The 24,485-nt window shown below is 38.4% G+C and carries 26 protein-coding genes and 1 other RNA gene; 18 read left to right on the top strand and 9 right to left on the bottom strand.

All coding sequences use genetic code 11. From position 1 onward, the window contains the following. Positions 1-23: 23 nt before the first annotated feature. From AC1M86_RS05165 to glnL, 3 genes are all read right to left on the bottom strand, one after another. Positions 24-674 carry an aminotransferase gene (locus tag AC1M86_RS05165; RefSeq protein ID WP_481607413.1) on the bottom strand — a complete coding sequence of 217 codons (651 nt, stop codon included), beginning with the start codon at positions 672-674 and terminating at the stop codon, positions 24-26. 104 nt (positions 675-778) lie between these two features. After that, on the bottom strand, positions 779-2,269 hold the full coding sequence (gene glnG, locus AC1M86_RS05160; protein WP_481591044.1) for a nitrogen regulation protein NR(I): 1,491 nt from the start codon (positions 2,267-2,269) through the stop codon (positions 779-781). Continuing rightward, entirely contained in the window at positions 2,256-3,365 is a 1,110-nt protein-coding gene (glnL, locus tag AC1M86_RS05155) for a nitrogen regulation protein NR(II) (protein ID WP_180027802.1), read from the bottom strand. Before glnL ends, glnG begins: the two co-directional genes overlap by 14 nt. Before the next feature lie 361 nt (positions 3,366-3,726). On the opposite strand from glnL, the gene rimO reads away from it, so the two are divergent. The 12 genes from rimO to lpxA all read left to right on the top strand — a co-directional run bounded on the left by rimO (position 3,727) and on the right by lpxA (position 16,037). Next, complete coding sequence (rimO, locus tag AC1M86_RS05150) at positions 3,727-5,070, top strand: 30S ribosomal protein S12 methylthiotransferase RimO (RefSeq protein WP_179998097.1); 1,344 nt, start codon at positions 3,727-3,729, stop codon at positions 5,068-5,070. Between the two features lie 47 nt (positions 5,071-5,117). After that, positions 5,118-5,846, top strand: a complete 729-nt coding sequence (gene pyrH / locus AC1M86_RS05145; protein ID WP_035263670.1) for a UMP kinase — start codon at positions 5,118-5,120, stop codon at positions 5,844-5,846. A 76-nt stretch (positions 5,847-5,922) separates the two neighbouring features. Next, positions 5,923-6,477, top strand: a complete 555-nt coding sequence (frr, locus tag AC1M86_RS05140) for a ribosome recycling factor (protein WP_481588194.1) — start codon at positions 5,923-5,925, stop codon at positions 6,475-6,477. Positions 6,478-6,485: 8 nt separating this feature from the next. After that, a complete protein-coding gene (gene uppS / locus AC1M86_RS05135) occupies positions 6,486-7,232 on the top strand; it encodes a polyprenyl diphosphate synthase (RefSeq protein WP_481587503.1) in 747 nt (248 codons plus the stop codon). A gap of 2 nt (positions 7,233-7,234) precedes the next feature. Continuing rightward, positions 7,235-8,059 carry a phosphatidate cytidylyltransferase gene (locus AC1M86_RS05130; RefSeq protein WP_035263666.1) on the top strand — a complete coding sequence of 275 codons (825 nt, stop codon included), beginning with the start codon at positions 7,235-7,237 and terminating at the stop codon, positions 8,057-8,059. Next, entirely contained in the window at positions 8,060-9,256 is a 1,197-nt protein-coding gene (gene ispC, locus AC1M86_RS05125; protein WP_481607412.1) for a 1-deoxy-D-xylulose-5-phosphate reductoisomerase, read from the top strand. A 1-nt stretch (position 9,257) separates the two neighbouring features. Next, a complete protein-coding gene (gene rseP / locus AC1M86_RS05120; RefSeq protein WP_481589954.1) occupies positions 9,258-10,613 on the top strand; it encodes an RIP metalloprotease RseP in 1,356 nt (451 codons plus the stop codon). Positions 10,614-10,654: 41 nt separating this feature from the next. Next, positions 10,655-13,177, top strand: coding sequence for an outer membrane protein assembly factor BamA (gene bamA, locus AC1M86_RS05115; protein WP_481607411.1), 2,523 nt, complete (start codon positions 10,655-10,657; stop codon positions 13,175-13,177). Positions 13,178-13,205: 28 nt separating this feature from the next. Beyond that, entirely contained in the window at positions 13,206-13,694 is a 489-nt protein-coding gene (locus AC1M86_RS05110; protein WP_373683274.1) for an OmpH/Skp family outer membrane protein, read from the top strand. A gap of 3 nt (positions 13,695-13,697) precedes the next feature. Further along, positions 13,698-14,768: a UDP-3-O-(3-hydroxymyristoyl)glucosamine N-acyltransferase gene (lpxD, locus tag AC1M86_RS05105; RefSeq protein WP_481607410.1), complete on the top strand. Its 1,071-nt coding sequence runs from the start codon at positions 13,698-13,700 to the stop codon at positions 14,766-14,768. Position 14,769: 1 nt separating this feature from the next. Then, complete coding sequence (fabZ, locus tag AC1M86_RS05100) at positions 14,770-15,252, top strand: 3-hydroxyacyl-ACP dehydratase FabZ (protein ID WP_035263658.1); 483 nt, start codon at positions 14,770-14,772, stop codon at positions 15,250-15,252. Next, positions 15,249-16,037 (top strand): acyl-ACP--UDP-N-acetylglucosamine O-acyltransferase, encoded by a 789-nt coding sequence (lpxA, locus tag AC1M86_RS05095; protein WP_035263657.1) that lies wholly within the window; start codon positions 15,249-15,251, stop codon positions 16,035-16,037. Before fabZ ends, lpxA begins: the two co-directional genes overlap by 4 nt. A 47-nt stretch (positions 16,038-16,084) precedes the next feature. On the opposite strand, the gene AC1M86_RS05090 is transcribed toward lpxA, so the two are convergent. Continuing rightward, the gene (locus tag AC1M86_RS05090) at positions 16,085-16,912 is read right to left on the bottom strand and encodes a YbgF trimerization domain-containing protein (protein WP_481607409.1); all 828 of its coding nucleotides are present in this window, start codon (positions 16,910-16,912) and stop codon (positions 16,085-16,087) included. 285 nt (positions 16,913-17,197) lie between these two features. Here AC1M86_RS05090 and ffs point away from each other — a divergent pair. Then, positions 17,198-17,294, top strand: an RNA gene (gene ffs, locus AC1M86_RS05085) — signal recognition particle sRNA small type. A 27-nt stretch (positions 17,295-17,321) separates the two neighbouring features. On the opposite strand, the gene AC1M86_RS05080 is transcribed toward ffs, so the two are convergent. The 4 genes from AC1M86_RS05080 to AC1M86_RS05065 form a co-directional block, all read right to left on the bottom strand. After that, entirely contained in the window at positions 17,322-17,948 is a 627-nt protein-coding gene (locus tag AC1M86_RS05080; protein ID WP_035263653.1) for a regulatory protein RecX, read from the bottom strand. Positions 17,949-18,015: 67 nt separating this feature from the next. Beyond that, a complete protein-coding gene (gene recA, locus AC1M86_RS05075; protein WP_035263652.1) occupies positions 18,016-19,059 on the bottom strand; it encodes a recombinase RecA in 1,044 nt (347 codons plus the stop codon). Between the two features lie 146 nt (positions 19,060-19,205). Further along, entirely contained in the window at positions 19,206-19,646 is a 441-nt protein-coding gene (locus tag AC1M86_RS05070; protein WP_035263651.1) for an RNA-binding S4 domain-containing protein, read from the bottom strand. Continuing rightward, positions 19,630-20,322, bottom strand: a complete 693-nt coding sequence (locus AC1M86_RS05065; RefSeq protein WP_481591038.1) for an HAD-IA family hydrolase — start codon at positions 20,320-20,322, stop codon at positions 19,630-19,632. The genes AC1M86_RS05070 and AC1M86_RS05065 overlap by 17 nt, the downstream gene beginning before the upstream one ends. Positions 20,323-20,619: 297 nt before the next feature. On the opposite strand from AC1M86_RS05065, the gene AC1M86_RS05060 reads away from it, so the two are divergent. The 3 genes from AC1M86_RS05060 to AC1M86_RS05050 all read left to right on the top strand — a co-directional run bounded on the left by AC1M86_RS05060 (position 20,620) and on the right by AC1M86_RS05050 (position 22,727). Further along, on the top strand, positions 20,620-20,757 hold the full coding sequence (locus tag AC1M86_RS05060; RefSeq protein WP_171076720.1) for a hypothetical protein: 138 nt from the start codon (positions 20,620-20,622) through the stop codon (positions 20,755-20,757). Between the two features lie 322 nt (positions 20,758-21,079). Beyond that, on the top strand, positions 21,080-21,928 hold the full coding sequence (locus tag AC1M86_RS05055; protein WP_481607408.1) for a 3'(2'),5'-bisphosphate nucleotidase CysQ family protein: 849 nt from the start codon (positions 21,080-21,082) through the stop codon (positions 21,926-21,928). A 61-nt stretch (positions 21,929-21,989) separates the two neighbouring features. Further along, positions 21,990-22,727 (top strand): histidine phosphatase family protein, encoded by a 738-nt coding sequence (locus AC1M86_RS05050; protein WP_481607407.1) that lies wholly within the window; start codon positions 21,990-21,992, stop codon positions 22,725-22,727. A 78-nt stretch (positions 22,728-22,805) separates the two neighbouring features. Here the strand turns inward: AC1M86_RS05050 and rpsT are convergent, their stop codons facing one another. Further along, positions 22,806-23,075 (bottom strand): 30S ribosomal protein S20, encoded by a 270-nt coding sequence (gene rpsT / locus AC1M86_RS05045; RefSeq protein ID WP_035263646.1) that lies wholly within the window; start codon positions 23,073-23,075, stop codon positions 22,806-22,808. A gap of 215 nt (positions 23,076-23,290) precedes the next feature. Between rpsT and AC1M86_RS05040 the strand changes: the two genes are divergently transcribed. Both AC1M86_RS05040 and rraA read left to right on the top strand, forming a co-directional pair. After that, positions 23,291-23,956 carry a Rossmann-fold NAD(P)-binding domain-containing protein gene (locus AC1M86_RS05040; RefSeq protein ID WP_481607406.1) on the top strand — a complete coding sequence of 222 codons (666 nt, stop codon included), beginning with the start codon at positions 23,291-23,293 and terminating at the stop codon, positions 23,954-23,956. An 11-nt stretch (positions 23,957-23,967) separates the two neighbouring features. Continuing rightward, positions 23,968-24,477 carry a ribonuclease E activity regulator RraA gene (gene rraA / locus AC1M86_RS05035; protein ID WP_481607405.1) on the top strand — a complete coding sequence of 170 codons (510 nt, stop codon included), beginning with the start codon at positions 23,968-23,970 and terminating at the stop codon, positions 24,475-24,477. Positions 24,478-24,485: the final 8 nt, after the last annotated feature.

The following is a 24,485-nucleotide window of genomic DNA, read 5'->3' as shown; positions in this document are numbered from 1 at the left end:
AAAGCTCCTTCGGGAGCTTTTTATTATGTTGAGCAGAGTAAAATGGCATCTTGTTTTTCGTAGCCTGTTTCAGTAGGAATACCCATATAACTAATAACTGCAACGCGATAATTGGGGAAAGTGTGAGGAAATGCGTAAAGTTTTTTGATCTGAGGTAAATTACGATGATATCGAATATTCTCGAATTGTTGGCTTTTATACATTGAAGGTTTAGAACGTTGGCTGAGTTGTACCTGAGATTGGAATTTACTTACTTTAATTTCAGGCACGTTTAACCAAAAATTTCCAGTCTGTTCTCTTTGTTTATTTAATTTTAGGTTAGCAGTCTTAGGGCTTAATGGCGCTGGTTTGACAAGGCGAGCTTGCATACTTTGAATTTTGCGAAGCGTATGCTGAGTTTCAGTAATGTGATTTCGGCTATTTAATGGGGTATAAATGGATTGAACCTCAATCGCTTTATGTGGGTTTCTGCTATTGAGCAAATAATAATAAAGTGTTGGTAGTCGACCAGATTCATCATGGTAATGGCGTAAATAATATATTTTCTGATCTTTAATATCTGAACCTAGTACTTCTATTGTCTCCGGACCGCCGACTGTGGCAAAGGAGGGTGAAGAAATAAGGCAGAAGATGATACCTAGATAAGTTTTATGCTTTAAGTGATTATTGTTCATTTGGACTCATCTTTTTGTATTTTATATTGAGCATGATTTAAAATTTTAGAATTATGATGAAGAATAGGTTAATCAAATGTGTTGATTAACCTAAATCTAGAAGTTTACTCGGCAGTAGTGCTTACAACTTCATCTTCATCATCTTCAGCAGTATCCATTCCTAATTCTTTTAGCTTACGAGTCAAGGTATTGCGACCCCAACCTAAAAGCTCAGCAGCATGGCGTTTTCTTCCTCGAGTTTGTTGTAGTGCAGCATTAATTAAGGTGCGTTCAAACATAGGCGTGGCGATATCCAATAATTTCATTTCGCCATTTTTGAGTTTTTGTACAGCCCACTGACTAAGCAACTCATCCCAATGCTGAATAGCGATACGATCTGCTTGATTGTGTGGATGATTTGGATCATCAGATTTTTGGATTGGTAGTTGTTTTAACTCAGAAGGAAGATCTTCTGGGTAAACCTCTCTTCCAGTAATCATCACTGTCAGCCAGCGACATGTGTTTTCAAGTTGACGTACATTACCTTGCCAAGGCAACTGTTTCATGTATTCAATAGTTTCTGTACGTAAAATCTTTGGACTTACACCAAGTTCTTTACCTGCTCGTGCGAGAAAGTGTTGTGCGAGCATCGGAATGTCTTCCGAGCGGTGAGCAAGTTTAGGAATATGAATACGAATTACATTCAGACGATGATAAAGATCCTCACGGAAGCGTCCATCATGTACTAATTTTTCTAGATCTTGGTGAGTCGCAGCGACAATGCGGACATCAACACGCACTGGAATGTGTCCACCGACGCGATAAAACTCGCCATCAGCTAAAACACGCAATAAACGCGTTTGGGTTTCGAATGGCATGTCCCCAATTTCATCAAGGAATAATGTACCGCCATTGGCTTGCTCAAAACGACCTTGTCGCTGAGTATTAGCGCCAGTGAATGCACCTTTTTCATGACCAAATAATTCAGTTTCAATCAAATCTTTCGGAATGGCAGCCATATTAAGCGCAATAAATGGCTTGCTGCTACGTGGTGAATGACGATGCAATGCATGAGCGACTAACTCTTTACCTGTACCTGACTCACCATTAATTAATACCGTAATGTGTGATTGCGACAAACGTCCAATTGCTCGGAAGACTTCCTGCATTGCAGGAGATTCTCCAATGATCTCAGTTGATTGAATTGGCTGTACGGATGATTTCGCAGATTCTTGTTGTTGGAGCTTATTAATGTGCATGATGGCACGATTGACAAGTGCTAAAGCCTCATCAATATCAAATGGTTTTGGTAAATATTCAAAAGCACCCGTTTGATAGCTTGATACTGCTGACTCTAGATCCGAATGTGCCGTCATGATGATCACAGGTAGATCAGGATAATGACCTTTGACTTTAGCGAGAAAGGTAAGACCATCAATTCCTGGCATCCGTATATCTGTCAAAATTACATCAGGTGTATCATCAAGTAACTGATCCAGTGCAGATTGAGCTTCTTCGAAACTGGTAACATCTAAACCTTCTTCTTTAAATGTTTTTTCTAGAACCCAACGCATGGCGCGATCGTCATCTATTACCCAAATTTTATTTCGCGACATGGTTTAACTCCCAAGGTATATAAAGACTAAATACGGTTTTGCCTGGAACAGATTGGCATTCAATCATTCCATTGTGTTGATGCATAATATTTTGTGCGATGCTCAGACCTAAGCCTGTTCCTTTAGCGCGTCCTGTGACTAATGGATAAAATACGGACTCTAAAATTTCCTCTGGAACGCCAGGGCCGTTATCTTCGATATCAATTCGAACAGTTGAGCGATGTAAAGTTCCGTTAATCGTGACAAGGCGATGAATACGTGTACGCAGGGTTAATTCAGGTTGAGTGTCTTGAAAAAACTCTTTATTTTCAGTCATGGCCTGAATAGCATTTACACTGATGTTCAACATCACTTGAATAAGTTGATCCCGATCTGCTTCAACATCAGGTAAAGAAAGATCATAATCACGAGTAATTTTAATTTTCTTTTTTGTTTGGTTCACAATCAGAGAACGAACGCGTTCCAAAGGCTCGTGAATATTTACAGGTTCATAGCTTGGTAACTGCCGAGAACCGAGCATTGTGTCAGCAAGATTTCTCAGGCGATCTACTTCACTAATAATAATGTCCGTAAATTCTTTATATTCAGGATCATTTAAACTACGTGCCAATAATTGAGTTGCGCCACGTATGCCCCCTAATGGATTCTTAATCTCATGCGCGACACCTCTGATTAATTGGCGTGCGACCTGATGTTGTTGAATAAAATTTTCTTCTTTAGAAATTTTCAACATTCGATCAATTGGATTGAGTTCAATCAGAAGGAGGGGGTGATAACTTTTGCCAGTGTTAAGTTGGGCAACAGAATAGTCAACATGTACATCTTTAAAGTTCACAATAATAGTCGCTTCACGGCGGGTATAAGCTTGCCCCGTGAGTAATGTATTCGTGAGTGCTTCTTCTGTGTTAAATGAATCACCTGGAGATTGTAAAATACTGAGCACAGATTGACCTGATGCTCTTAATAAGCTGATATCAAAGAGTGCTTCACATGAGGAATTTAAATAAAAAATATTTAATTCACTATCGACTAAAAGTATCGCAGTGCTCAAGTTGTCTACGAGTAAACGGTAATCAATCGTTGGTTGTTGATTCATTAACCTCAAAATCCTGTCTTAAAATAGAGCAATTGCATCTATGAGTTTTTCCATCACTGCTCACAAAGAGGGAGTTATTTAATTTTAACGTCCTCAAATAAAGCAAAATATGAGCCAACTTTGTTTGAAATCGTTAAAAACAACTAAAATGAACTCATTTATTAAGAAAAAAAGCGCGAAGCGATTGCAAAATATGCATGCAAAGTTGGGTTTATTTAATAATGCATCATATTGGTGCGATTGCAATATTTTTTAAAATTTATGGGAATATTTTGGTGCGTTATGCAAAGAGTGGGGTTTTCAACTGTTTTTATGAATTGAAAAGACATACAATACGCGGATTCTAGTGGAGCGCAGATTCATGAAATCCCCCAAAGTCGGTTTTGTTTCTTTAGGTTGTCCTAAGGCATTGGTAGATTCCGAGCGAATTCTTACTCAGTTAAAAACTGAAGGTTATGATGTAGCGTCGGATTATGACGGTGCTGATTTAGTTGTTGTTAATACCTGTGGTTTTATTGAATCTGCAGTACAAGAGTCATTAGACGCGATTGGTGAGGCGATGAGTGCGAACGGTCGCGTCATCGTGACAGGTTGTTTGGGTAAAGATGAAGAAAAAATTCGTCAAATGCATCCAAACGTACTTAAAGTTACTGGTGCAGCAGCTTATCAAGAAGTAATGGAAGCTGTGCATCAATATGTTCCTGAACCTCCTAAACATAATCCGTTTATTGATCTTGTGCCAGAACAAGGTATTCGATTAACACCAAAACATTATGCATATTTGAAAATATCTGAAGGCTGTAACCACCGTTGTACCTTCTGTATTATTCCAAGTATGCGTGGCGATCTGGTATCTCGCCCAGTTGGTTCTGTATTAGAAGAAGCGGCGGCTTTAAAACGATCTGGTGTAAAGGAAGTCTTGGTTATTTCTCAAGATACTTCGGCATATGGTGTAGATACAAAATACAAGCTTGATTTTTGGAATGGTCAGCCTGTAAAAACTAAGTTCTATGATATGTGTGAAGCATTAGGTCAATTGGGTATTTGGGTGCGTCTGCATTATGTCTACCCATATCCACATGTTGATGCGGTTATCGATTTGATGGCACAGGGTAAGATCTTGCCTTACTTAGATATTCCATTCCAACACGCTAGCCCTAAAATTTTAAAACTGATGAAGCGTCCAGCGCATAGTGAAAACACGCTAGAGCGTTTAAAAGTTTGGCGTGAAAAGTGTCCTGATTTAGTCATTCGTTCTACATTTGTTGTTGGCTTCCCGGGTGAAACTGAAGAAGATTTCGTGCAACTTCTAGATTGGTTGAAAGAAGCTCAGCTCGATCGCGTTGGTTGTTTTACATACTCTCCAGTTGAAGGTGCAACTGCAAATGATCTGCCAGATCATGTGCCTGAAGAAATTAAACAGGAACGCTACGAACGCTTTATGCAGGTTCAGCAAGAAATTTCTGCTGCAAAACTACAAAAGCGTATTGGTCAAACCATGACTGTGCTGGTTGATGATCTAGAAGAAGAGTTTCCAGTTGCAGTGGCGCGTTCTTATGCAGATGCCCCTGAAATTGATGGAAATGTCTTTGTGGAAGATATTGATAAGAGCATGATTAAAGCAGGTGATTTACTGGTTGTTAAAATCACTGATGCGGATGAATACGACCTTTATGCAGAATTGATTGAAATTAAAACCGCATAATTGTTTGAAGTAATACTTATAAATGAATTCGGATATTGGAGTTTGTAATGTTAGATTCTAAAAAACCACGCTTTGGTCGTATTCTGCTAAAACTTTCGGGTGAAGCGCTAGCAGGCAATAAAGATATGGGTATCGATGCACAAGTGCTTGATCAAATGTCTTTATCTATTGCTCACTTGGTTGGTCTAGGTGTGCAAGTTGGTATCGTTGTGGGTGGTGGTAACCTTTATCGTGGTAGCCAATTACAGCAAGATGGGTTGGTTGGTCGCGTAACAGGTGATCAAATGGGTATGCTAGCAACTGTGATGAACGGTTTGGCGCTACGAGATGCATTGGTACGTCGTAATATTAAAACCCGTTTAATGTCAGCATTACCAATCGGTACAGTTGTAGAATCATATTCTAGCCGTGATGCGATTCGTCATTTAAATAATGGTGAAGTTTGTGTGTTTGTGGCCGGTACTGGTAATCCATTCTTTACGACAGATACCGCTGCTTGCTTACGTGGTATTGAGATTGAGGCCAACTTAATTCTTAAAGCGACGAAGGTAGATGGTGTCTACAATAAAGATCCAAGCAAATACGAAGATGCTGTTAAATATGATGCATTAACATTTGACCAAGTCTTAGATGAGAAACTTGGTGTAATGGATTTAACCGCGATTTGCTTATGCCGTGACCATAATGTTCCACTTCAAGTATTCGATATGAATAAATCAGGTGCGTTATTGTCAGTGGTTATGGGTGAAAAAGAAGGTACTCACGTTACTAATTGATGTACGTGGCTTTCAAAGCTATTTATACTAAACACTATTTTGATTTAAATTTTGAGAATTAGGTAAGGAAGATCACATGATTAACGATCTTAAAAAAGATGCTGAAGAGCGCATGAATAAATCATTGGACTCATTAGAGCATGGTTTTGCTAAAGTTCGTACAGGTCGTGCACATCCATCAATTCTTAACGGCGTAATGGTTCCTTACTATGGCTCTGATGTGCCATTAAACCAAGTTGCTAACATTGGTGTTGAAGATTCGCGTACATTGCTTGTTCAACCTTTCGAGCGCAATATGGTCGCTGCAATTGATAAAGCAATTCGTGAGTCAGATTTAGGTTTGAACCCAATTACTGCTGATTCAATTCGTGTACCAATGGCGGCATTAACTGAAGAAACACGCCGTGATATGCAAAAAGTGGCACGTAACGAGGCTGAAAATGCAAAAGTTGCGATTCGTAATATTCGCCGTGATGTATTAGGTGATATTAAAGCGTTGCTGAAAGAAAAAGAAATTTCTGAAGACGATGAGCGTCGTGCTGGCGATGAAATCCAAAAAATCACAGATAAATTTGTTGCTGAAGTTGAAAAGCGTTTAGCAGCAAAAGAAGCAGAGTTGATGAAGGTCTAAGCTATATAATGACCATCTCAGCAGAGCTTCTGCCTCAACATGTTGCCATCATTATGGATGGCAACAATCGTTTTGCAAAAAAGAAACATCTACAAAAAGGTGATGGACACCGTGAAGGAAAAAATGTCCTTGATCCGATTGTAGAGCATTGTCGTAAAGTGGGTGTAAAAGCACTTACTGTTTATGCCTTCTCAAGTGAAAACTGGAATCGACCTCAATACGAAGTTGATTTGCTCATGAAACTGTTGGAAGAGACGATTAATGAACAAATTCCCCGAATGATAAAGTTTCAGATTGGGCTTAGATTCATCGGGGATCGCTCTCGTTTATCGCCAGAATTGCAACAATTAATGTTGCAAGCAGAACAAAGGACTGCTACTTTCACAGAAATGACGCTCACAATTGCTGTGAGCTATGGTGGAATGTGGGATATCGCACAAACTGCTAAAACAATCGCACAACTCGTCAAAGAACAAAAAATTGATGTTGATCAAGTTGATGTTGATTTGTTTGCTCAGCATGTCAGTTTAGGTGACTTACCTCCAGTCGACTTATTGATTCGTACTGGTGGTGATTATCGATTGTCTAATTTTTTATTATGGCAATCTGCATATGCTGAGTTGTATTTTACTGAGACGTTGTGGCCAGAATTCACAACAGAAGAATTGGATCATGCCTTTGGTGTGTTTTTAGGGCGTGAAAGGCGCTTTGGAAAAACCTCTGAGCAGGTCCAACAAGAGAAAATAGAGAACTAATAATGTTAGAGCGGATAATTACCGCATTGATTTTAGTGGCTGTAGTCTTGAGCTGTATGTTTGCAACTACATCCATTTATCCAATGTTAGCGTTAATGATTATCGCTGCCGGGGGGGCTGGCTATGAGTGGTTTAAACTCATGCCTCGTCAAACTGATCAAGTGAATAAATTTAAAGCAGGATGCTTTGGTGTAATCACTGCGGTATTTTCTGCAATTGCGCTTTATTTTGATGATCTAGTACTGCTGTTGTGGAGTGCTTCGATTATTACTTGGGTTATTACCATTTATTGGGTTAAGCAATATCCTCTTTATGATGCGTGGTATAACACTTCACTGAATTGGATTGGTGTAGTGATTATTAGCGCTGCAGTATCGGCAATATACGAAGTCTGGATAAGTTCACCTTGGTGGCTCATGTATCTATTCCTCTTAGTGTGGGGTGCTGATAGTGGGGCGTATTTTGTAGGTAGGAAGCTTGGTAAGCGTAAGCTTGCACCTGAGGTGAGCCCGAATAAATCTATTGAAGGGTTAATCGGTGGTGTAATTACAGTCATCATTGTTATCTTATTTGTACAATTTAACTATTTAGATTTAACCGCAGTAGAGCATATTCTATTTTTACTCCTATCTGTGCTGACAGTATTTAGCTCAGTTCAAGGTGATTTATTTGAATCAATGATTAAGCGTCGTGCAGGTATTAAGGATTCAGGTCGTATTTTGCCTGGTCATGGTGGTGTATTAGATCGCATTGACTCATTGCTTGCTGCCGCACCTATTTTTGCTGCGGGAATATTTGTTTTAAAACTTGTTGGTGTAGATTTATAGATGTCTCAATCAGTATGTATATTAGGTGTAACGGGTTCAATTGGACAAAGTACCTTAAAAGTCATTGATCGACATCCAGAGAAGTACAATGTTTTTGCGGTATCTGCATTTAGTCGTGTAGAGCAGTTAAGCGAAATATGTCAACAATATCATCCACATTATGCTGTTGTACCTTCAGGCAAGGTGGATGAACTACATCAATTTTTCAAATTAAAAAATATCACTTCAACCGAAATTCTCTCTGATGAGTCGGGTTTAATCGCTGTTGCTGAGCATCCTCAGGTTGATATCGTGATGGCGGCGATAGTGGGTGCGGCAGGATTATTGCCAACACTCGCTGCTGTTCAAGCTGGTAAGCGTGTTCTTCTAGCAAATAAAGAATCGTTGGTGATGTCTGGTGACATCATGATGAAGGCCGCTAAAGAGAATAAAGCCTTATTATTACCTGTAGATTCTGAACATAACGCAATATTTCAGTGCCTGCCTCAAAATTATTTACAATTAGATACAGGTGGTAAACCCCAGTTAGGTGTTTCACAAATTTTGTTGACTGCTTCTGGCGGTCCATTTTTGCATCATACGCTAGATGAGCTCAGTAATGTGACACCTGCACAGGCTTGTAAGCACCCTAATTGGTCTATGGGGCAGAAGATATCAGTTGATTCGGCAACGCTAATGAACAAAGGTCTCGAGTTGATCGAGGCCTGTCATTTATTTTCAATTCAAGAACATTTTGTTACAGTGGTTGTGCATCCACAAAGTATTATTCACTCAATGGTTCAGTATGTTGATGGTAGTACTTTGGCTCAAATGGGTAATCCTGATATGTGTACGCCGATTGCACATGCATTTGCATGGCCAGATCGGATTGAAGCACATGTTCCTCCGCTAGATTTATTTCTAAACGATACGCTTAATTTTATGCAGCCTGATACTGTACGCTTTCCAGCGTTGCAATTGGCTCGTGAAGCAATGAAATCTGGAGGATTGGCGCCTGCGATCTTAAATGCTGCAAACGAAATCGCGGTTGAAGCATTTTTAAAAAATAAAATCAAATTTTTAGATATTCCTAAAGTTGTTGAATCCACTTTGAACCATATTCAAAATTCAAATGCTGATTCTTTGGAGCTAATCCTAGAGACTGATGCGCTTTCACGTCGCTATGCTATTCAACTCACGAATTCACTGAGTACCTAAGATGAATATACTTTTCATTATCGTCGCGGCTATTTTGCTTCTAGGTCCATTGATTGCAATTCATGAATTTGGACATTACTGGGTAGCACGAAAACTTGGCGTTAAGGTTCTTGTGTATTCAATTGGATTTGGTCCAACAGTTCTAAAGTGGACCTCTAAAAAGTCAGGCATTCAATATCAGCTCTCTGCATTACCTTTAGGTGGTTATGTAAAAATGCTAGATGAGCGTGAAGGTAATGTAAGTGCAGAAGATTTACCTTATGCGTTTAATCGGCAATCCCCTTTAAAACGAATTGCAATCGTTGCTGCGGGACCACTTGTTAATTTAATTTTTGCTGTTTTACTTTTTTGGATTCTGTTCTTACCAGCTCAGGAACAATTAAACACTCGAGTTGGTAAAGTGATTGAAAATACGCCAGCCGCACAAGTAGAGATGCGTTCTGGTGATAAAATCATAGCAGTGGATGGAACTGCGACGCCAACTTGGGAAAAATTGAATTATGCGCTGATTGATCGCGTAGGTGAAACTGGTACGATTCAAATTCAAGCTGATCGTGATGGACAGGTGCAAACTTTTAATTTACCGATTCAGCAATTTCTAAAAGATCAGTCTCAATCACCTTTGGATGTCTTGGGGTTTTTACCATATCGACCTCATGTTCAACCAGTTGTGCATAAATTATCTGAAGATGGTGCTGCTATACGCCAAGGGATGAAGGAAGGTGATGTAATTGTCGCGATTGATAATAAAAAAATTAACGATTGGTTTGAAGTTGTTGATATAGTACAAAAATCACCAGAAAAACTATTGAATATTGAAGTGATGCGTCAAGGCGAGATTGTTCAATTAAAGGTCATGCCTCAAGGAAAGCGTGACAATATGGGCAATACGACAGGAATGTTGGGAGTGCAAGCTCAATCTGGTCAGATCAATATTCCTGCTGAATATAAGCATACAATTCAATATAATCCAGCGGAAGCTTTCGTGGTTGCGGTTGAAAAAACGGGTCAATTATCTTCTATGATACTTGGCTCAATTGTCAAAATGATTCGTGGATTGATTGGGTTGGATAATCTCTCGGGTCCAATTACGATTGCTAAAGTTGCAGGTCAAAGTGCTGAAATGGGGTGGCAAACTTTCATTTCATTTATGGCATTAATGAGTGTAAGTTTGGGTATATTAAATTTGCTTCCGATTCCGATGTTGGATGGTGGGCATTTAGTTTATTACATAATTGAATTAATTCGTGGTAAACCTGTTTCTGAACAAATACAATTGGTTGGATTAAAAATTGGTATGGTGTTGCTGGGAAGTATGATGTTTCTCGCAATATTTAATGATTTTATGCGTTTATAAGCGTTATAGATGGATAATTAACTTACTGGAAAACAATAGGCATGCAGCACAAACATTTATTTATGCCATTGGCACTCGTTAGCGCAATGGCAGCAGTACAACAAGTATATGCAGCAGACGAGTTTATCGCGCGGGATGTGCGTGTTGATGGATTAGTTCGACTAACGCAGGCTAATGTACTCGCAATGTTACCGGTGAATGCTGGGGATCGCATTAATGATCCAGTGATTGCGAATGCGATTCGTGCGTTGTATGCCTCTAATTCGTTTGATGATATTCAAGCTTTCAAAGAAAACGATGTTTTGGTTTTTAAAGTCGTTGAACGTCCTATTATTTCTAAAATCAATTTCAAGGGTAATAAGCTCATTCCAAAAGAAGCCTTGGAAGAGGGCTTGAAGAAAATGGGTCTAGCTGAAGGTGAGGTGCTCACTAAATCTGCACTTCAGACGCTAGAAACTGAGCTTGAACAGCAGTATTCACAACAAGGTCGCTATAATGCGGATATTCAGGTCGAAACTGTTGCAAAAGCCAATAACCGTGTTGATGTCAATATTAATTTCATTGAAGGTAAACCAGCTAAAGTTTTTGAAATTAATTTAATTGGTAATACTGTATTTAAAGACGATGAAATTAAGCAAGTCTTTGCTGTCAAGGAAAGCGGATGGTTATCTGTCATTTCCAGAAATGATCGCTACGCGCGTGAAAAAATGGCAGCAAGCCTTGAAGCATTAAGAGCTTTATACCTTAATAAAGGTTATATCAATTTTGAAATTACCAACTCTAATTTGAATATCAGTGAAGATAAAAAAAATATTTTCATTGAAGTTTCAATGAATGAGGGTGAGCAATTTAAATTTGGTGAAACCAAATTTTTAGGTGATGCTTTATATAAAGACGAAGATCTTCGTGCACTAAAGATTTATAAAGATGATGCAACTTACTCACAAGAGTTGGTGAATGCAGTAAAACAGTTGTTACAGCGTAAGTATGGTAATGCTGGTTATTACTATGCTGAAATTAATGTTGTGCCTCAAATTGACAATGAAACAAAAAAAGTTAATTTGAATTATTACATCAATCCGGGTCAGCAAGTTACGGTTAGACGTATTAATTTTACAGGTAATACCAAGACTGCTGATGAAGTTTTACGTCGTGAAATGCGCCAGATGGAAGGTGCATTAGCGAGTAACGAAAAAATTGATCTTTCAAAAGTCCGTTTAATGCGTACTGGATTTTTCAGTAAAGTAGATGTTAAGCCGGTACGTGTTCCGGGGGCGCCTGATCAGATTGATTTGAATATCGCTGTTGAAGAACAACACTCAGGATCAAGTACTTTAGCTGTGGGTTATTCGCAAAACGGGGGTATTACGTTCCAAGCAGGTTTAAGTCAAACTAACTTCTTAGGTACAGGTAACCGTGTAGCGATTGATCTTTCTCGTTCTGAGACACAAGATTATTATAACCTAAGTGTTACTGATCCATACTTTACAATTGATGGTGTCAGCCGTGGTTACAATCTCTATTATCGTAAGACGAAATTAGACGAAGACTATAACGTTAACAATTATGTTACAGATAGCTTCGGTGGTGGTCTGAGCTTTGGTTACCCAATTGATGAGAATCAGAGCTTAAGTGCTGGTATTAATATTGATCAAACTGAAGTAACGACTGGTCCATTTGTTTCTACTTATGTGCGTGATTATTTACTTGCCAATGGTGGTAGGGAAACAAGTACTGGTAAGTATTGTCCAGTCGACTTAGAGCCAATTAAAGATGATAACGGTAATGTAATTGCTTATGAACCTTGCTCTGAACCTGAAGTTGAGTACGGTAATGAGTTTAAAGGTGATTTCTTTACTTATAGTTTAAATTTAGGTTGGTCTTATAACACATTAAATAATCCACGCTTCCCAACGTCGGGTATGTCTCATCGTGTTAATGCAGAGATTGCATTGCCGGGTAGTGATGTTGAATATCAGAAGGTAACATACGATACTCAAGCCTTTATTCCTTTAGGAAAGGATTTTGTATGGCGTGGTTATGGTAAGGTAGGTTTCGGTAATGATTTACCATTCTATAAAAACTATTACGCTGGTGGTTATGGGTCTGTTCGTGGTTATGATAATAGTACATTAGGTCCAAAATATCCGAGTATTACAGATGCTGCTCTAACTCGAGAAGATAGAAACCCTGAAGAGGTGGGGGGTAATGCATTAGTTCAATTTGGTACTGAATTAATCTTACCAGTTCCTTTTAAAGGCGACTGGGCGCGACAGGTCCGTCCTGTTATTTTTGCAGAAGGTGCTCAAGTGTTCGACACTCAATGTGACGTACCTACTGGAAATATTTATTTTGGCGCAACCAATTCGACTGCATTCGATGCTAGACAATACTGTAAAGACAACTTTGGTTTCGATGCTGGAAATATGCGATATAGTGTTGGTGTAGGCTTCACATGGATTACGATGATTGGTCCACTATCATTAAGCTATGCGTACCCACTGAATGATAAGCCTGGTGATGAAACTAAGTCTGTTCAATTTGAAATTGGTCGTACTTTCTAGTACGGCCTTTTGCCTTTAAGGAATAATAATGAATATGTTTAAAACAACGATTTCAACGGTTTTACTCACATCTGTAGTTGGCTTTGCGCATGCAGCAGGATATGGGGTAATTGATTTAGAAAAAGTCGTTGAAAATAGCACGTACTTAAAACAGCAGAATACTCAGCTTGAGCAGACAATTAAGCCGCAAACGGTAAAATTAGAACAATTGGGTAAAGAAATTGAAGCGTTGGCTAAATCAGCTCAAGCCAATCAATCGAATGCCCAGCAACTATCCTCTCAATATCAAACGAAGATGAACGAATTTCAATCTTTGCAACAGACTGTTCAATCACGTGTTCAAAGCACCATTCAAAATACAAATAAAGTTTTCGACTCAAGAATTAAACAAGTTGCTGAACAATTGCGCAAAGAAAATAATCTTGATTTAGTTTTAAATAAAAATGCTGCCTTGGCATATGACCCAAAATACGATTTAACTGCTAAAATGATTCAAAAGGTTAATGCAATCAAATAGTCAATGAAATCAAATCAATTTCGTCTCGATCACTTAGCCAAACTTGTACAAGGCCAAGTTATTGGTGATGCATATCTGTTGCTAGAGGGTCTTGCAAGTTTAACTCAAGCGAACTCAAACCAAATTTCTTTTGTAAATTCTGATAAGTATTTAGACGAAGCGATTTCATCTCAAGCAGGTGCCTTAATTGTCACTTCTGAGATGCAGGCTCAGCTTAATCAGCATAATAATTTTATTGTCGTACAAAATCCGTATCTTGCTTTCGCGATTTTAACTCATGTGTTCGAATCTAAAACTGTGCAACGTGGTATCGAGGCCACCGCAGTAATCGATCCGAGTGCTATGATTGGAGATAATGTATACATTGGTCATTACGTTGTAGTTGGCCCACATGCCGTGATTGGATCAAATACAGTAATTCATTCGCAAACTAAAATTGATGAGTATGTTGAAATCGGTGAGGATTGTTTCATCGATTCGCATGTCACGATTACGGGTCGATCTAAAATTGCTAAACGTGTTCGTATCCATGCGAATACCGTAATTGGAGGAGAGGGTTTTGGCTTTGCTCCTTATCAAGGTAAGTGGAACCGAATTGCTCAACTCGGGTCTGTTCAAATTGGAAATGATGTCAGAATTGGTTCTAACTGTAGTATTGATCGTGGCGCTTTGGATGACACTATACTTCATGATGGTGTGATTATTGATAATCTTGTGCAAGTCGCACACAACGTTCAAATCGGTGAAAATACTGCAATTGCTGCAAAATGCGGTATTGCGGGCAGTACTGTGATTGGCAAAAACTGTATCCTTGCAGGTGCTTGTGGTATCTCAGGACATCTAAAAATTGTAGATAATGTGACGCTAACTGGAATGTCAATGGTCACAGGTAGCATTTTAGAAGCTGGTACATATTCTTCAGGAATGGGATTGCTCGAAAATTCTCGTTGGAAACGAACAGTTGTTCGTCTAAGACAATTAGCAGATGTGCCATTGACCAAATTAGTCAAACAAATAGATGATATGCAGGCTCAGTTAGAGTCAATCGAATCAACTTTAAAATTGCGTAAATAATATGACAGAGTCTACTTTATCTTTTTCAATTCCTGAATTGCCGATGAATATTCAAACAATTCGTGAATATTTGCCGCATCGTTATCCATTTCTATTGGTAGACCGTGTTACAGAAGTGACTGAGAATGGAATTGTCGGATTTAAAAATGTCTCCATAAATGAAGAGTTTATGCAAGGTCATTTTCCAGGTTATCCAATCATGCCGGGTGTCTTAATCGTTGAGGCGATGGCACAAATTTCTGGCGTTCTTGGCTTTATTATGAACAATGAAAAACCCAAACCGGGTTCACTTTTTCTTTTCGCTGGCGCTGAAAAAGTTCGTTTTAAAAAACAAGTCGTTCCTGGTGATCAACTCGTGTTAAAATCAGAGCTTGTAATGCAGAAACGTGGTATTTACAAGTATCTTTGTAGTGCGAGCGTTGATGGTGTAATTGCAGCGACAGCTGAAATTATTATTTCTCATCAGAAATTAGAGCAAGCATGAGTAACAGTGATTTAATCCACCCTACAGCAATTATTGATCCTACGGCAACGATTGCTTCTGATGTAAAAATTGGTCCTTATTCGATTATTGGTCCTCATGTGACGATTGATAGTGGGACAGTGTTACATTCTCATGTGGTGGTTGGTGGATATACCCGCATCGGTAAATCAAACGAAATTTTCCAGTTTGCCAGTGTGGGTGAGGTGTGTCAGGATCTTAAGTATGCTGGTGAAGAAACTTGGCTTGAGATTGGCGACAACAACAAAATTCGTGAGCATTGTAGTCTGCATCGCGGTACAGTGCAGGATCAAAGTATTACTAAAATTGGTAGTAATAATCTGTTGATGGTCAATACGCATATTGCGCATGACTGTGTGGTGGGTAATAACAACATCTTTGCAAACAATGTTGGTGTCGCAGGTCATGTGCATGTTGGTGACTTCGTTGTTGTCGGTGGCAACTCCGGTATTCATCAATTCTGTAAGATCGACTCATACAGCATGATTGGTGGAGCATCATTGATTTTGAAGGATGTTCCTGCTTATGTGATGGTGTCTGGTAATCCGGCTCATGCATTTGGAATGAATGTAGAAGGTATGCGTCGTAAGGGTTGGTCAAAAGATGTAATCAATGGTTTGCGAGAATCATTTAAGTTAATTTATAAAAGTGGTCTAACGACACAACAAGCCATTGAGCAGATTACTGCTGAAATTTTACCAAATGTTTCTGAAGCTCAGCTCCTCATAGATTCTCTAAATGAATCTAAGCGCGGTATTGTTCGTTAAGAGCTTTTGCTAGAAAAAAAAAGACATCTTATGATGTCTTTTTTTATTCAACTTTTTTTGAAATATCCAGCTTCTTCAGAGTCAGGATAGGTGCTCAGTAGTTTATTTTTATAAATTTCAGCAGTTTGAGCGTTTTTATTTACATCTTTCGCGATGCTATACAGCTGATATAAAGATCGCGGTGCTTTTCCTGAATTTGGAAACTTCGAAGCGACAGTTTCATAGTGTTTTCTTGCTTCTTCATAATTGGGTGGTTCAATTGCTAAATTGAATTCAGCTAACCAAAAATAGGCATTACCTGTATACACACTATTTGGATTGTTACGTACAAAGTTTTGCATAGGTGCAATGGCTTTTTTTGCGCCACCTTGTTTGTATGCATCTAAGGCAACTGTATAAGCCGCTTTATCAAGTTCTTGTTGGTTGGTTTGATTCAAGTTCGTTGCATTTTGTGATGCTGTGGTATTGGAGTTAGTGCTAGTGCTTGGTGCAGTTGGCTCATTAGGAATGGGTGGTGCAGTATTAGGATCTTCGGCATTGGACTCCTCCACAGGATCAATTTTTTGTTGAAGGAGTTCTAATCTTTGATCTAGATCTGTATAGCGATTTTTTAATTCGTTGGTCAGTTGATTAATTTGATGTTCTTGTTCTTCTAATTTGCCTTGAAGTGCACGAATTTGATTTTCTAAGCGTTGATTTTGTTGGATAAGCTGCCAACTGGTGTTGGTAGGGGCTGTAGCGGTGTTATTCGCTGCGACTGCTGTTTGGTTCAAACTCGAATTTTGGCTTAATCCTTTTGATTCGATAGGAATATTGGCAAAAACTGATGTTGAGCTCATCAATGCTAGTGCAAGAAAAGTACGCTTATTGAGCATGTTCATTATTCCATTTGTGTCCATACTCAAATTTGAACTTTGAGTATTTTCAATTCTTAATAATCAGATCATTAAAAACGTCATAGCATTTAAAATCAATATAAATTTACAATGAAACTGTATAAATGAAGAAATTTAAGTTGAAGTTATTTAGATGAAAAATATCAAGTTTGTTGTTAATAGATTAGTAAATATTCACTTGAACTTTTTTAGTGCCTTTAAAGCCCATTATGGTCTTGCAAGATCGTTAAAAATCTCTATACTCTGTTCTTGCAATGGTAGCCCTGCTGGTGGCTTCGCAATTGTACTCTGAGAACCCCGCCAGGACCGGAAGGTAGCAACGGTATCAGAACTATAATGTGCCGGAGTTTTGCTAGTAGGGTTGCCACCATTATAATAATTTTATTTCTTATTCTTCATTCTCTTTTCGTTTTATAGCTTTCATAATCGCATCCATTTCAAAGCCTCTATATTGTAAAAAGCGAATTTGTTTTGCTTTTAATTTTGCGTCCTGAGCAACTTCATAGCCATATTTTTTGACCTTCAATAAGTATGCTTGTTCATACCAATCTATTTCTTCCATTTCTGGTTCAGCCAACGCTTTATCAACGTGTTTGCTTTTAAGCGCTAGCTTTATTCGATTTGGACCTTTTCCTTTACGTAATTGGCTGCGTACCGTCATTTCTGCAACGCGAGCATCACTTTGATAATTTTCTCGCGCTAGCTCATCAACTAAGCTCAAAACCTCTTCCTTATTTTGTGCATACAAAGCAAGTTTATCAATTAAGTCTTTTTTTGAGTATTCTTTGCGAGTTAAGACTGCAAATGCATACGATCTCAAACGAGTCCCTGTTAAGCCTTTATTCTGTGCTAGAACTGATGAATGAGTATCATCTAAATCACATTCATCTGGTGCTTGATCGGTTAGGTGTTGACTAGCCGAGTGTTGATCATTGATGAGATGTTGAGGTTCATCTTCATTCATTATTGATTTTAATTGCTCATAATGAATGAACTTGGGAAACTTCTCTGACATTTTAAATCCATGCACTTAAACAAAAGCGCCCAGAATTTGGGCGCTTCGATTTCAAATTTTTGAAAAATTATACTTCAAATAAATCTGCTTCTTCGTCATTTTCTTCAGTTGGAGCTGGTGTCGCTGTGGTTAACAACTGTTCACGAATCATGCGATCAAGATCTTGTGCAAGTTGAGGATTTTCCTCAAGGTGACGAATCACGTTGTTCTTACCTTGTCCAATCTTGTTGCCTTGATATGAATACCAAGCACCAGCTTTTTGAACAAGTTCTTGTTGTACAGCGAGATCGACCAATTCAGCAAGCTGATTTGTACCTTTACCGTACATGATTTGGAATAATGCTTCACGGAAAGGAGGTGCCATTTTGTTCTTCACCACTTTAACGCGTGTTTCAGAACCAACAATCTCATCGCCTTCTTTCACTTGACCAATGCGGCGAATATCTAAGCGTACAGAAGCATAGAATTTGAGCGCATTACCACCAGTAGTGGTTTCTGGACTTCCAAACATGACACCAATTTTCATACGAATTTGGTTAATGAAGATCACCATGCAGTTGGAACGCTTTGCATTACCTGTAATTTTACGCAATGCTTGGCTCATCAAGCGTGCTTGTAGACCCATATGAGAGTCACCCATTTCACCTTCAATTTCGGCTTTAGGGGTTAAGGCTGCTACAGAATCGACAACAATTAAGTCGATAGCGCCAGATCGTACCAGCATATCTGCAATTTCTAGTGCTTGTTCACCGTGATCAGGTTGTGACACCAATAAGTTATCGATATCAACACCAAGTTTGCGAGCATATTGAGGATCTAAAGCATGCTCAGCATCGATAAATGCACAAGTACCACCAGCTTTTTGACATTGCGCAATCGCTTGAAGTGTCATGGTGGTTTTACCTGATGATTCTGGACCATAAATTTCAATAATACGGCCTTTAGGTAAACCACCAATACCTAGTGCGATATCCAATGTAAGAGAGCCTGTAGATACAGCTTCTACAGCTTGAACAGTATTGTCACCGAGGCGCATTACCGTATTTTTACCAAATTGTTTTTCAATTTGGCTTAAAGCAGCACTCAGTGCTTTGCTTTTATTATCATCCATCTCATAACCTCAAAACGATGTAAATCACTGATAACTTAAGTGGATGTCTTTAATTAAGTCTAATGTCCACGGCATTTATAGTGACAGAAAAAATCGAACTGTTCTATAATTTTAAACTTCAAAACGACAGTATTTGTCGCTTTAACTTATTCATCATCGTATGACCAAACTTCGTCATATTGCTGACCATTTTGTTGACGGAATCTTGTAATATCACGTCGATCTTTTTTGCTTGGTCGATGATCTGGTCGTGCAAGATTATGCAATTTTCTTTGTGCAGAAAGCAACTCACGACGCGCGATACTGACTTCAGTTTCTTCATAGAGTAATTGTGCAGTAGGTGCCCCGCCTCGTACAGATGATAATGCTTTCACTATGACGGTTTTCTTTTCAAATCCCTGCTGAATCGTTAACTCCATTCCTACACGTACTTCTCTGGAAACTTTAACACGATCATTGTTGTGATGAACTTTACCACCTTCGATTGCTGCTTTGGCAATTGAGCGGGTTTTAAAAAAGCGTGCTGCCCAAAGCCACTTATCAATTCGCATTGAATCAGTGATTTTAGTTTCATGCTGTTTTGACATTCATTTCTTTCTCATGGTTAATTTGGTCTAAATAGGGGATTAATGATCTTAGATCATTAATTGCAGGATACTGAAGTTTAGACCTTTCGCGCTCAGGTTGAGCGCTAGATGGTTGGGTAATTGTGATTAGATGCTCAATACCAAAAGATTTAGCACCTTCGAGTACAACCGCAGTATCATCAACGAGAACGCAGTGAAGAGGTTCAAATGGGTGCATTTGCTGTAATTGATCCCAAAATTCAAAACGCTCTTTAGCAAAACCGATTGTTTCACTACTGATCATCACTTCAAAATAAGAGGTGAGGTCAACTTGATTCATTTTCAATGCCAAACCTCTTTCATCAGCATTGGTGACTAACCATATTCGGTATCCAGCTTGCTTAAGGCTTGATAATAACGCAATGCATCCCTGTCTCGGCTTGATGAATTCTTTGTGATCGTGTTGAAGCTGAAAAGTATCAACGCCGACTTTGGCTGTCCAAAAGCGCGTAGAATACCAATCGAGCGTGTGCTTATGATCTTGATAAAATTTAAATAGAATTTGATTGCTCTGCTCTAAACTGATTTGATGAGTTTTGGCATGTCGCTCAGGGAGTTTGTGATTCCAAATTAAATCGTCAAAAGCAAGATCGAGTAGGGTTCCATCCATGTCAAACATGATGATGGGTTTATTCATTCATCTTTCCTCAGGTATTGTTGCAATTTAGCACAAATAAAAACAACAAAATGGGTGTTATTTAAATATCGATTTACACCATCATTTGATGCAAAAGGTTGGACTTGCATCAGCATTTTAAAATTGAACTTCAAGAAAGGGTGTGCGTGGTGACTTCTATATTTCATTCCATTCGTATTATATCGAATTAGATGTGTGAGGTCACAAATTTAGATCTTGATAATGAATACAAAAATAGTATAGAAGTCGCTATGAAAGCATCATATTTTTTGAAAATGGTGCATAGGAGTTTGAAGTATGACAAAACATGATAATAGTTCGAAACCACACAAAGAATCTAATGAGGATAAAGGGAATCAGGACTCTTTTAAAAATAAAGAGCCTGTAAAAAAACCGAATGAACAGCCTGAAAGTCCAGTCAAAGAGCAAAAATAAAAAACAAGCCTTCTTTAAGAAGGCTTGTTTTTTTATGTTGATACTGACTCTAAGGCGCTCTCTGATTTTTGGAACTATTGCGGGTGTTATTTAAGATGTATTGAGGGTTGTTGGCAATCACGCTTCGGATTTTGTTTTAAAAGTGTTAGAGTTCTTATGATTGAAATGGGTTATGTGTTTCAAAGTGGTTATATTTTATAGGTTTGCTACTATTAATATAAATCCAACAATGCAAATTAAATCACGCTGCATTTTAGGCTGAGGTTCTTAATATGATCGTCGTGCTTAGAGTGTGTAGCGCCAGAAAAAATAGGTTTTATCCATGTTTATCACAACGCATGCTCCCCAAGATCAACAAATGTTAAATTTGGTTCCGATTTTGGCTGTTGCAAGCCAAATATTATTAGAAGAATATCAAAACTATTGTGCTGGACGTGATTTTAAAATCAACGAAAAAGATGACCATTCTCCTGTAACTCAAGCAGATTTAAAGGTCAATCAATATCTGCTCAGAGAGCTTGCAAAACTTACACCTGATATTCCGATCATTTCTGAAGAAAGTGATTATTCAGAGCGACATGAATGGCCTCAATGTTGGATGCTAGACCCTTTGGATGGTACGAAGGAGTTTATTCATGAACGTGATGAATTTACAATTAATCTGAGTCTTATTCAGAACTATCAAACTGTATTTTCAGTCATAGTCGTGCCGACTGAGAAAGTTATGTATATGGGCTATTTGACGGATCTTCCTTATAAATATTCATTTATGAACAATATTTGGGAAAAATATTGCAAATTTAAAGCCTCACCAGTCGATGCCATCCAAATTGGGCTGAGTCATAGTAGTAAAAATCCTAAGTATCAACACTATATTGATTATATTGAAAGAGAAATACCGGTTATACGTCGTGAAGCTGGAAGTGCTTATAAATTTTGCATGATGCTTGAAGGTGAGATAGATATTTACCCAAGATTTCATCCAACCTCTGAGTGGGACACCAGTGCTGGACAAGGCTTGCTAGAGAGTATAGGGGGTGGTTTATTGACCTTAGATTCTGTGCCATTTACCTATAATCAGCGTGATACTGTTTTGAATAATGGTTTTATCGCCTATCGTGATCCTGAAATGAGGCAATTGGCTTTAGATGCGTTGTCAAATGTACTTTAGGGGAGTGGAACTATAATTTCATCGTGTTATAGTCAAATTAATTTCATTTATTAGAATTATTATGTCGCTGAAGTTGCTTCCTCCAAGTATGCTCAGAGCGGTTGATTTACTGCCCGATGTTGCTGTGCCTGTTACACTATTTACTCGCCACTCAATACGTGAAATGGTGGTGGGCCAAGGACTCGCTGGATATGATTTGCAATTAACAGATCAAGGTAAGGATCTGGCGCAGGCTTGGGGGGCTTATCTTATTGATCAAACAGATCGTGTGATTGAACACTGTATTTCTAGTCCAATTCAACGTTGTATTGATACTGCAGCACTGATGATTCAAGGTGCTGATCAAATCAATCCTAAGTCAAATACCCATCATATTAAAATTGTTGAGCAGGGGCTTTTGGTCGAGCCTGGTAGCTTCGTTTTAGATATCGAGCAAGCTGCGCCATATTTTAAGCAACAAGGTGCTTTGGGCTTTATCAATAGCTTTGTAAACAATACTTTACCTGGGATGAAGCAGCCAATTACAGGTGTGATTGATGTTTTACATTTGCTTTATCAAACTCACCCTCAACAGAATCATGGATTAAGTTTGGCGGTTAGCCATGACACTATTCTCGCTGGTATTCTGGCTGTAATTTCAGGTAAAACACAGATTCGTCAGCAGGATTGGCCAGAAATGATGGAAGGTTTGTTTGTTTGGTTTGAAGGTGAAGCATTTATAGATGCAAAATTGAAATGGATATGGCGTGGTGAACGTAATGAGCTGTCTATTCGTGAATTTATAGAGCAAGAAAGATAGTAATTTTAATATTTTTTAAGCATTATTGATAAATTTAAGATATAAAAAAAGCCCTTAAAGGGCTTTTTTTAACGCAACTTAGTTAGAAGCTAAAGCTTTAACTTGTGCATTTAAACGGCTCTTATGACGAGCAGCTTTGTTCTTGTGGATGATACCTTTGTCAGCCATACGGTCGATTACAGGTACTGCAGTTTTGTAAGCTTCAGAAGCTGCTGCATAGTCACCCGCAGCGATCGCTGCTACTGTGCGTTTAAGGTAAGTACGAACCATAGAACGTAAGCTTGCGTTGTGTTTACGTGCTTTAACGTTTTGACGAGCACGTTTTTTTGCTTGAGCAGAGTTTGCCACTCGTGCACTCCTTGAAATTGATTGGTCTGGGCGGGCTGAAATTTCAACTAAATACAAACATTAGAAGAATTTACACCAGCCCGTAAACAAGTGCCATATTGTGATTAAATGATGCGGCAAAGTCAAGTCTTGACATGCTTTGACAACATTTTTGATGCAGATAAAATGCGGTTAGCGCGTTAGATTATATGAATATTGGAAGGAATGGCGAAAAAATGATTAAAAATATTAAAAGTGCAATAGTTATAGGGGCAACTGGTTTAGTTGGTCGATCTTTGGTAAATCATTTGAATCAATTGGTAGATTGCGAAAGAATTGTCGTAGTTGTTCGTAAGCATGATGAACAATTTGAAAAGTTCACTAAAGTTGATCAGTTGGTCATTGATGACTTTTTAATGTTAAATGATGAGGACGCTTCTGGATTCTCACATGCGTTTAGTTGCCTAGGAAGTACAATTAAAAAAGCAGGCTCTAAAGAAAATTTTTACAATATCGATTTTGAGATAAATGCTCATTTTGCTGATTTGCTTGTGAATACCGATACTTTTTTTGCAATTGTAAGTGCGGAAGGTGCGAATGAAAGATCTCAATTCTTTTATAATCAAGTGAAGGGAAAGTTAGAAAATTATCTAAAATCATTATCACTCTATCAATTGGCGATCATTCGACCTTCACTCTTAATTGGTGAAAGAGCTGAAACAAGGACACTCGAAGATATTTCTCAGAGTATTTTCAAGCGAGTATCGCAATTTCTGCCAAATACATTCAAATATAAGCCAGTGACAGCAGAGCAAGTCGCTAATACTATGGTCGTGAGCGCAAGAACTCAAAATGAAAAAATTAAGATTTATGATAATTTAGAGATTCAAAAACATAACTGAGGGTATAAAAAGTGACAACGCCAACATTTGTGACGTGTGATTTACTGGATGACCATCCTGATTTAGATATTCAAGTATTGTATCCATCTATTGATGGAAAATTCTTCAAAAGTTACGGCGGTGTAAAAAGCTTTGGGGGTGAAGCTGTCACTGTTAAATGTTTTGAGGACAATTCACGAGTAAAAGAGTTACTCGCTACAGATGGGCAAGGCAAAGTTTTAGTTGTAGATGGTGGTTCTTCCATGCGTTGTGCATTGATGGGAGATATGATTGCTGAGTCTGCCGTTAAATATGGATGGGGTGGTGTCATTATTAATGGTTGTGTTAGAGATGTTGATGCCATTGCGAGTTTAAATCTAGGCGTGCACGCACTTGCGGCTATACCTCAAAAAAGTAATCGCAAAGGGGTGGGCGAAACCAATATTACGATTCAAATTGGAAATGTCACAATCCTACCAGGTGATTATATCTATGCAGACAATAATGGAATGATTGTTTCCAAGACAAAATTAGTCGACTAATTTAAATA

Source organism: Acinetobacter sp. ANC_7654, assembly GCF_056779855.1.
Note: the sequence above shows the minus strand (reverse complement) of the source record. Positions and strands in the feature narration are given on the sequence as shown.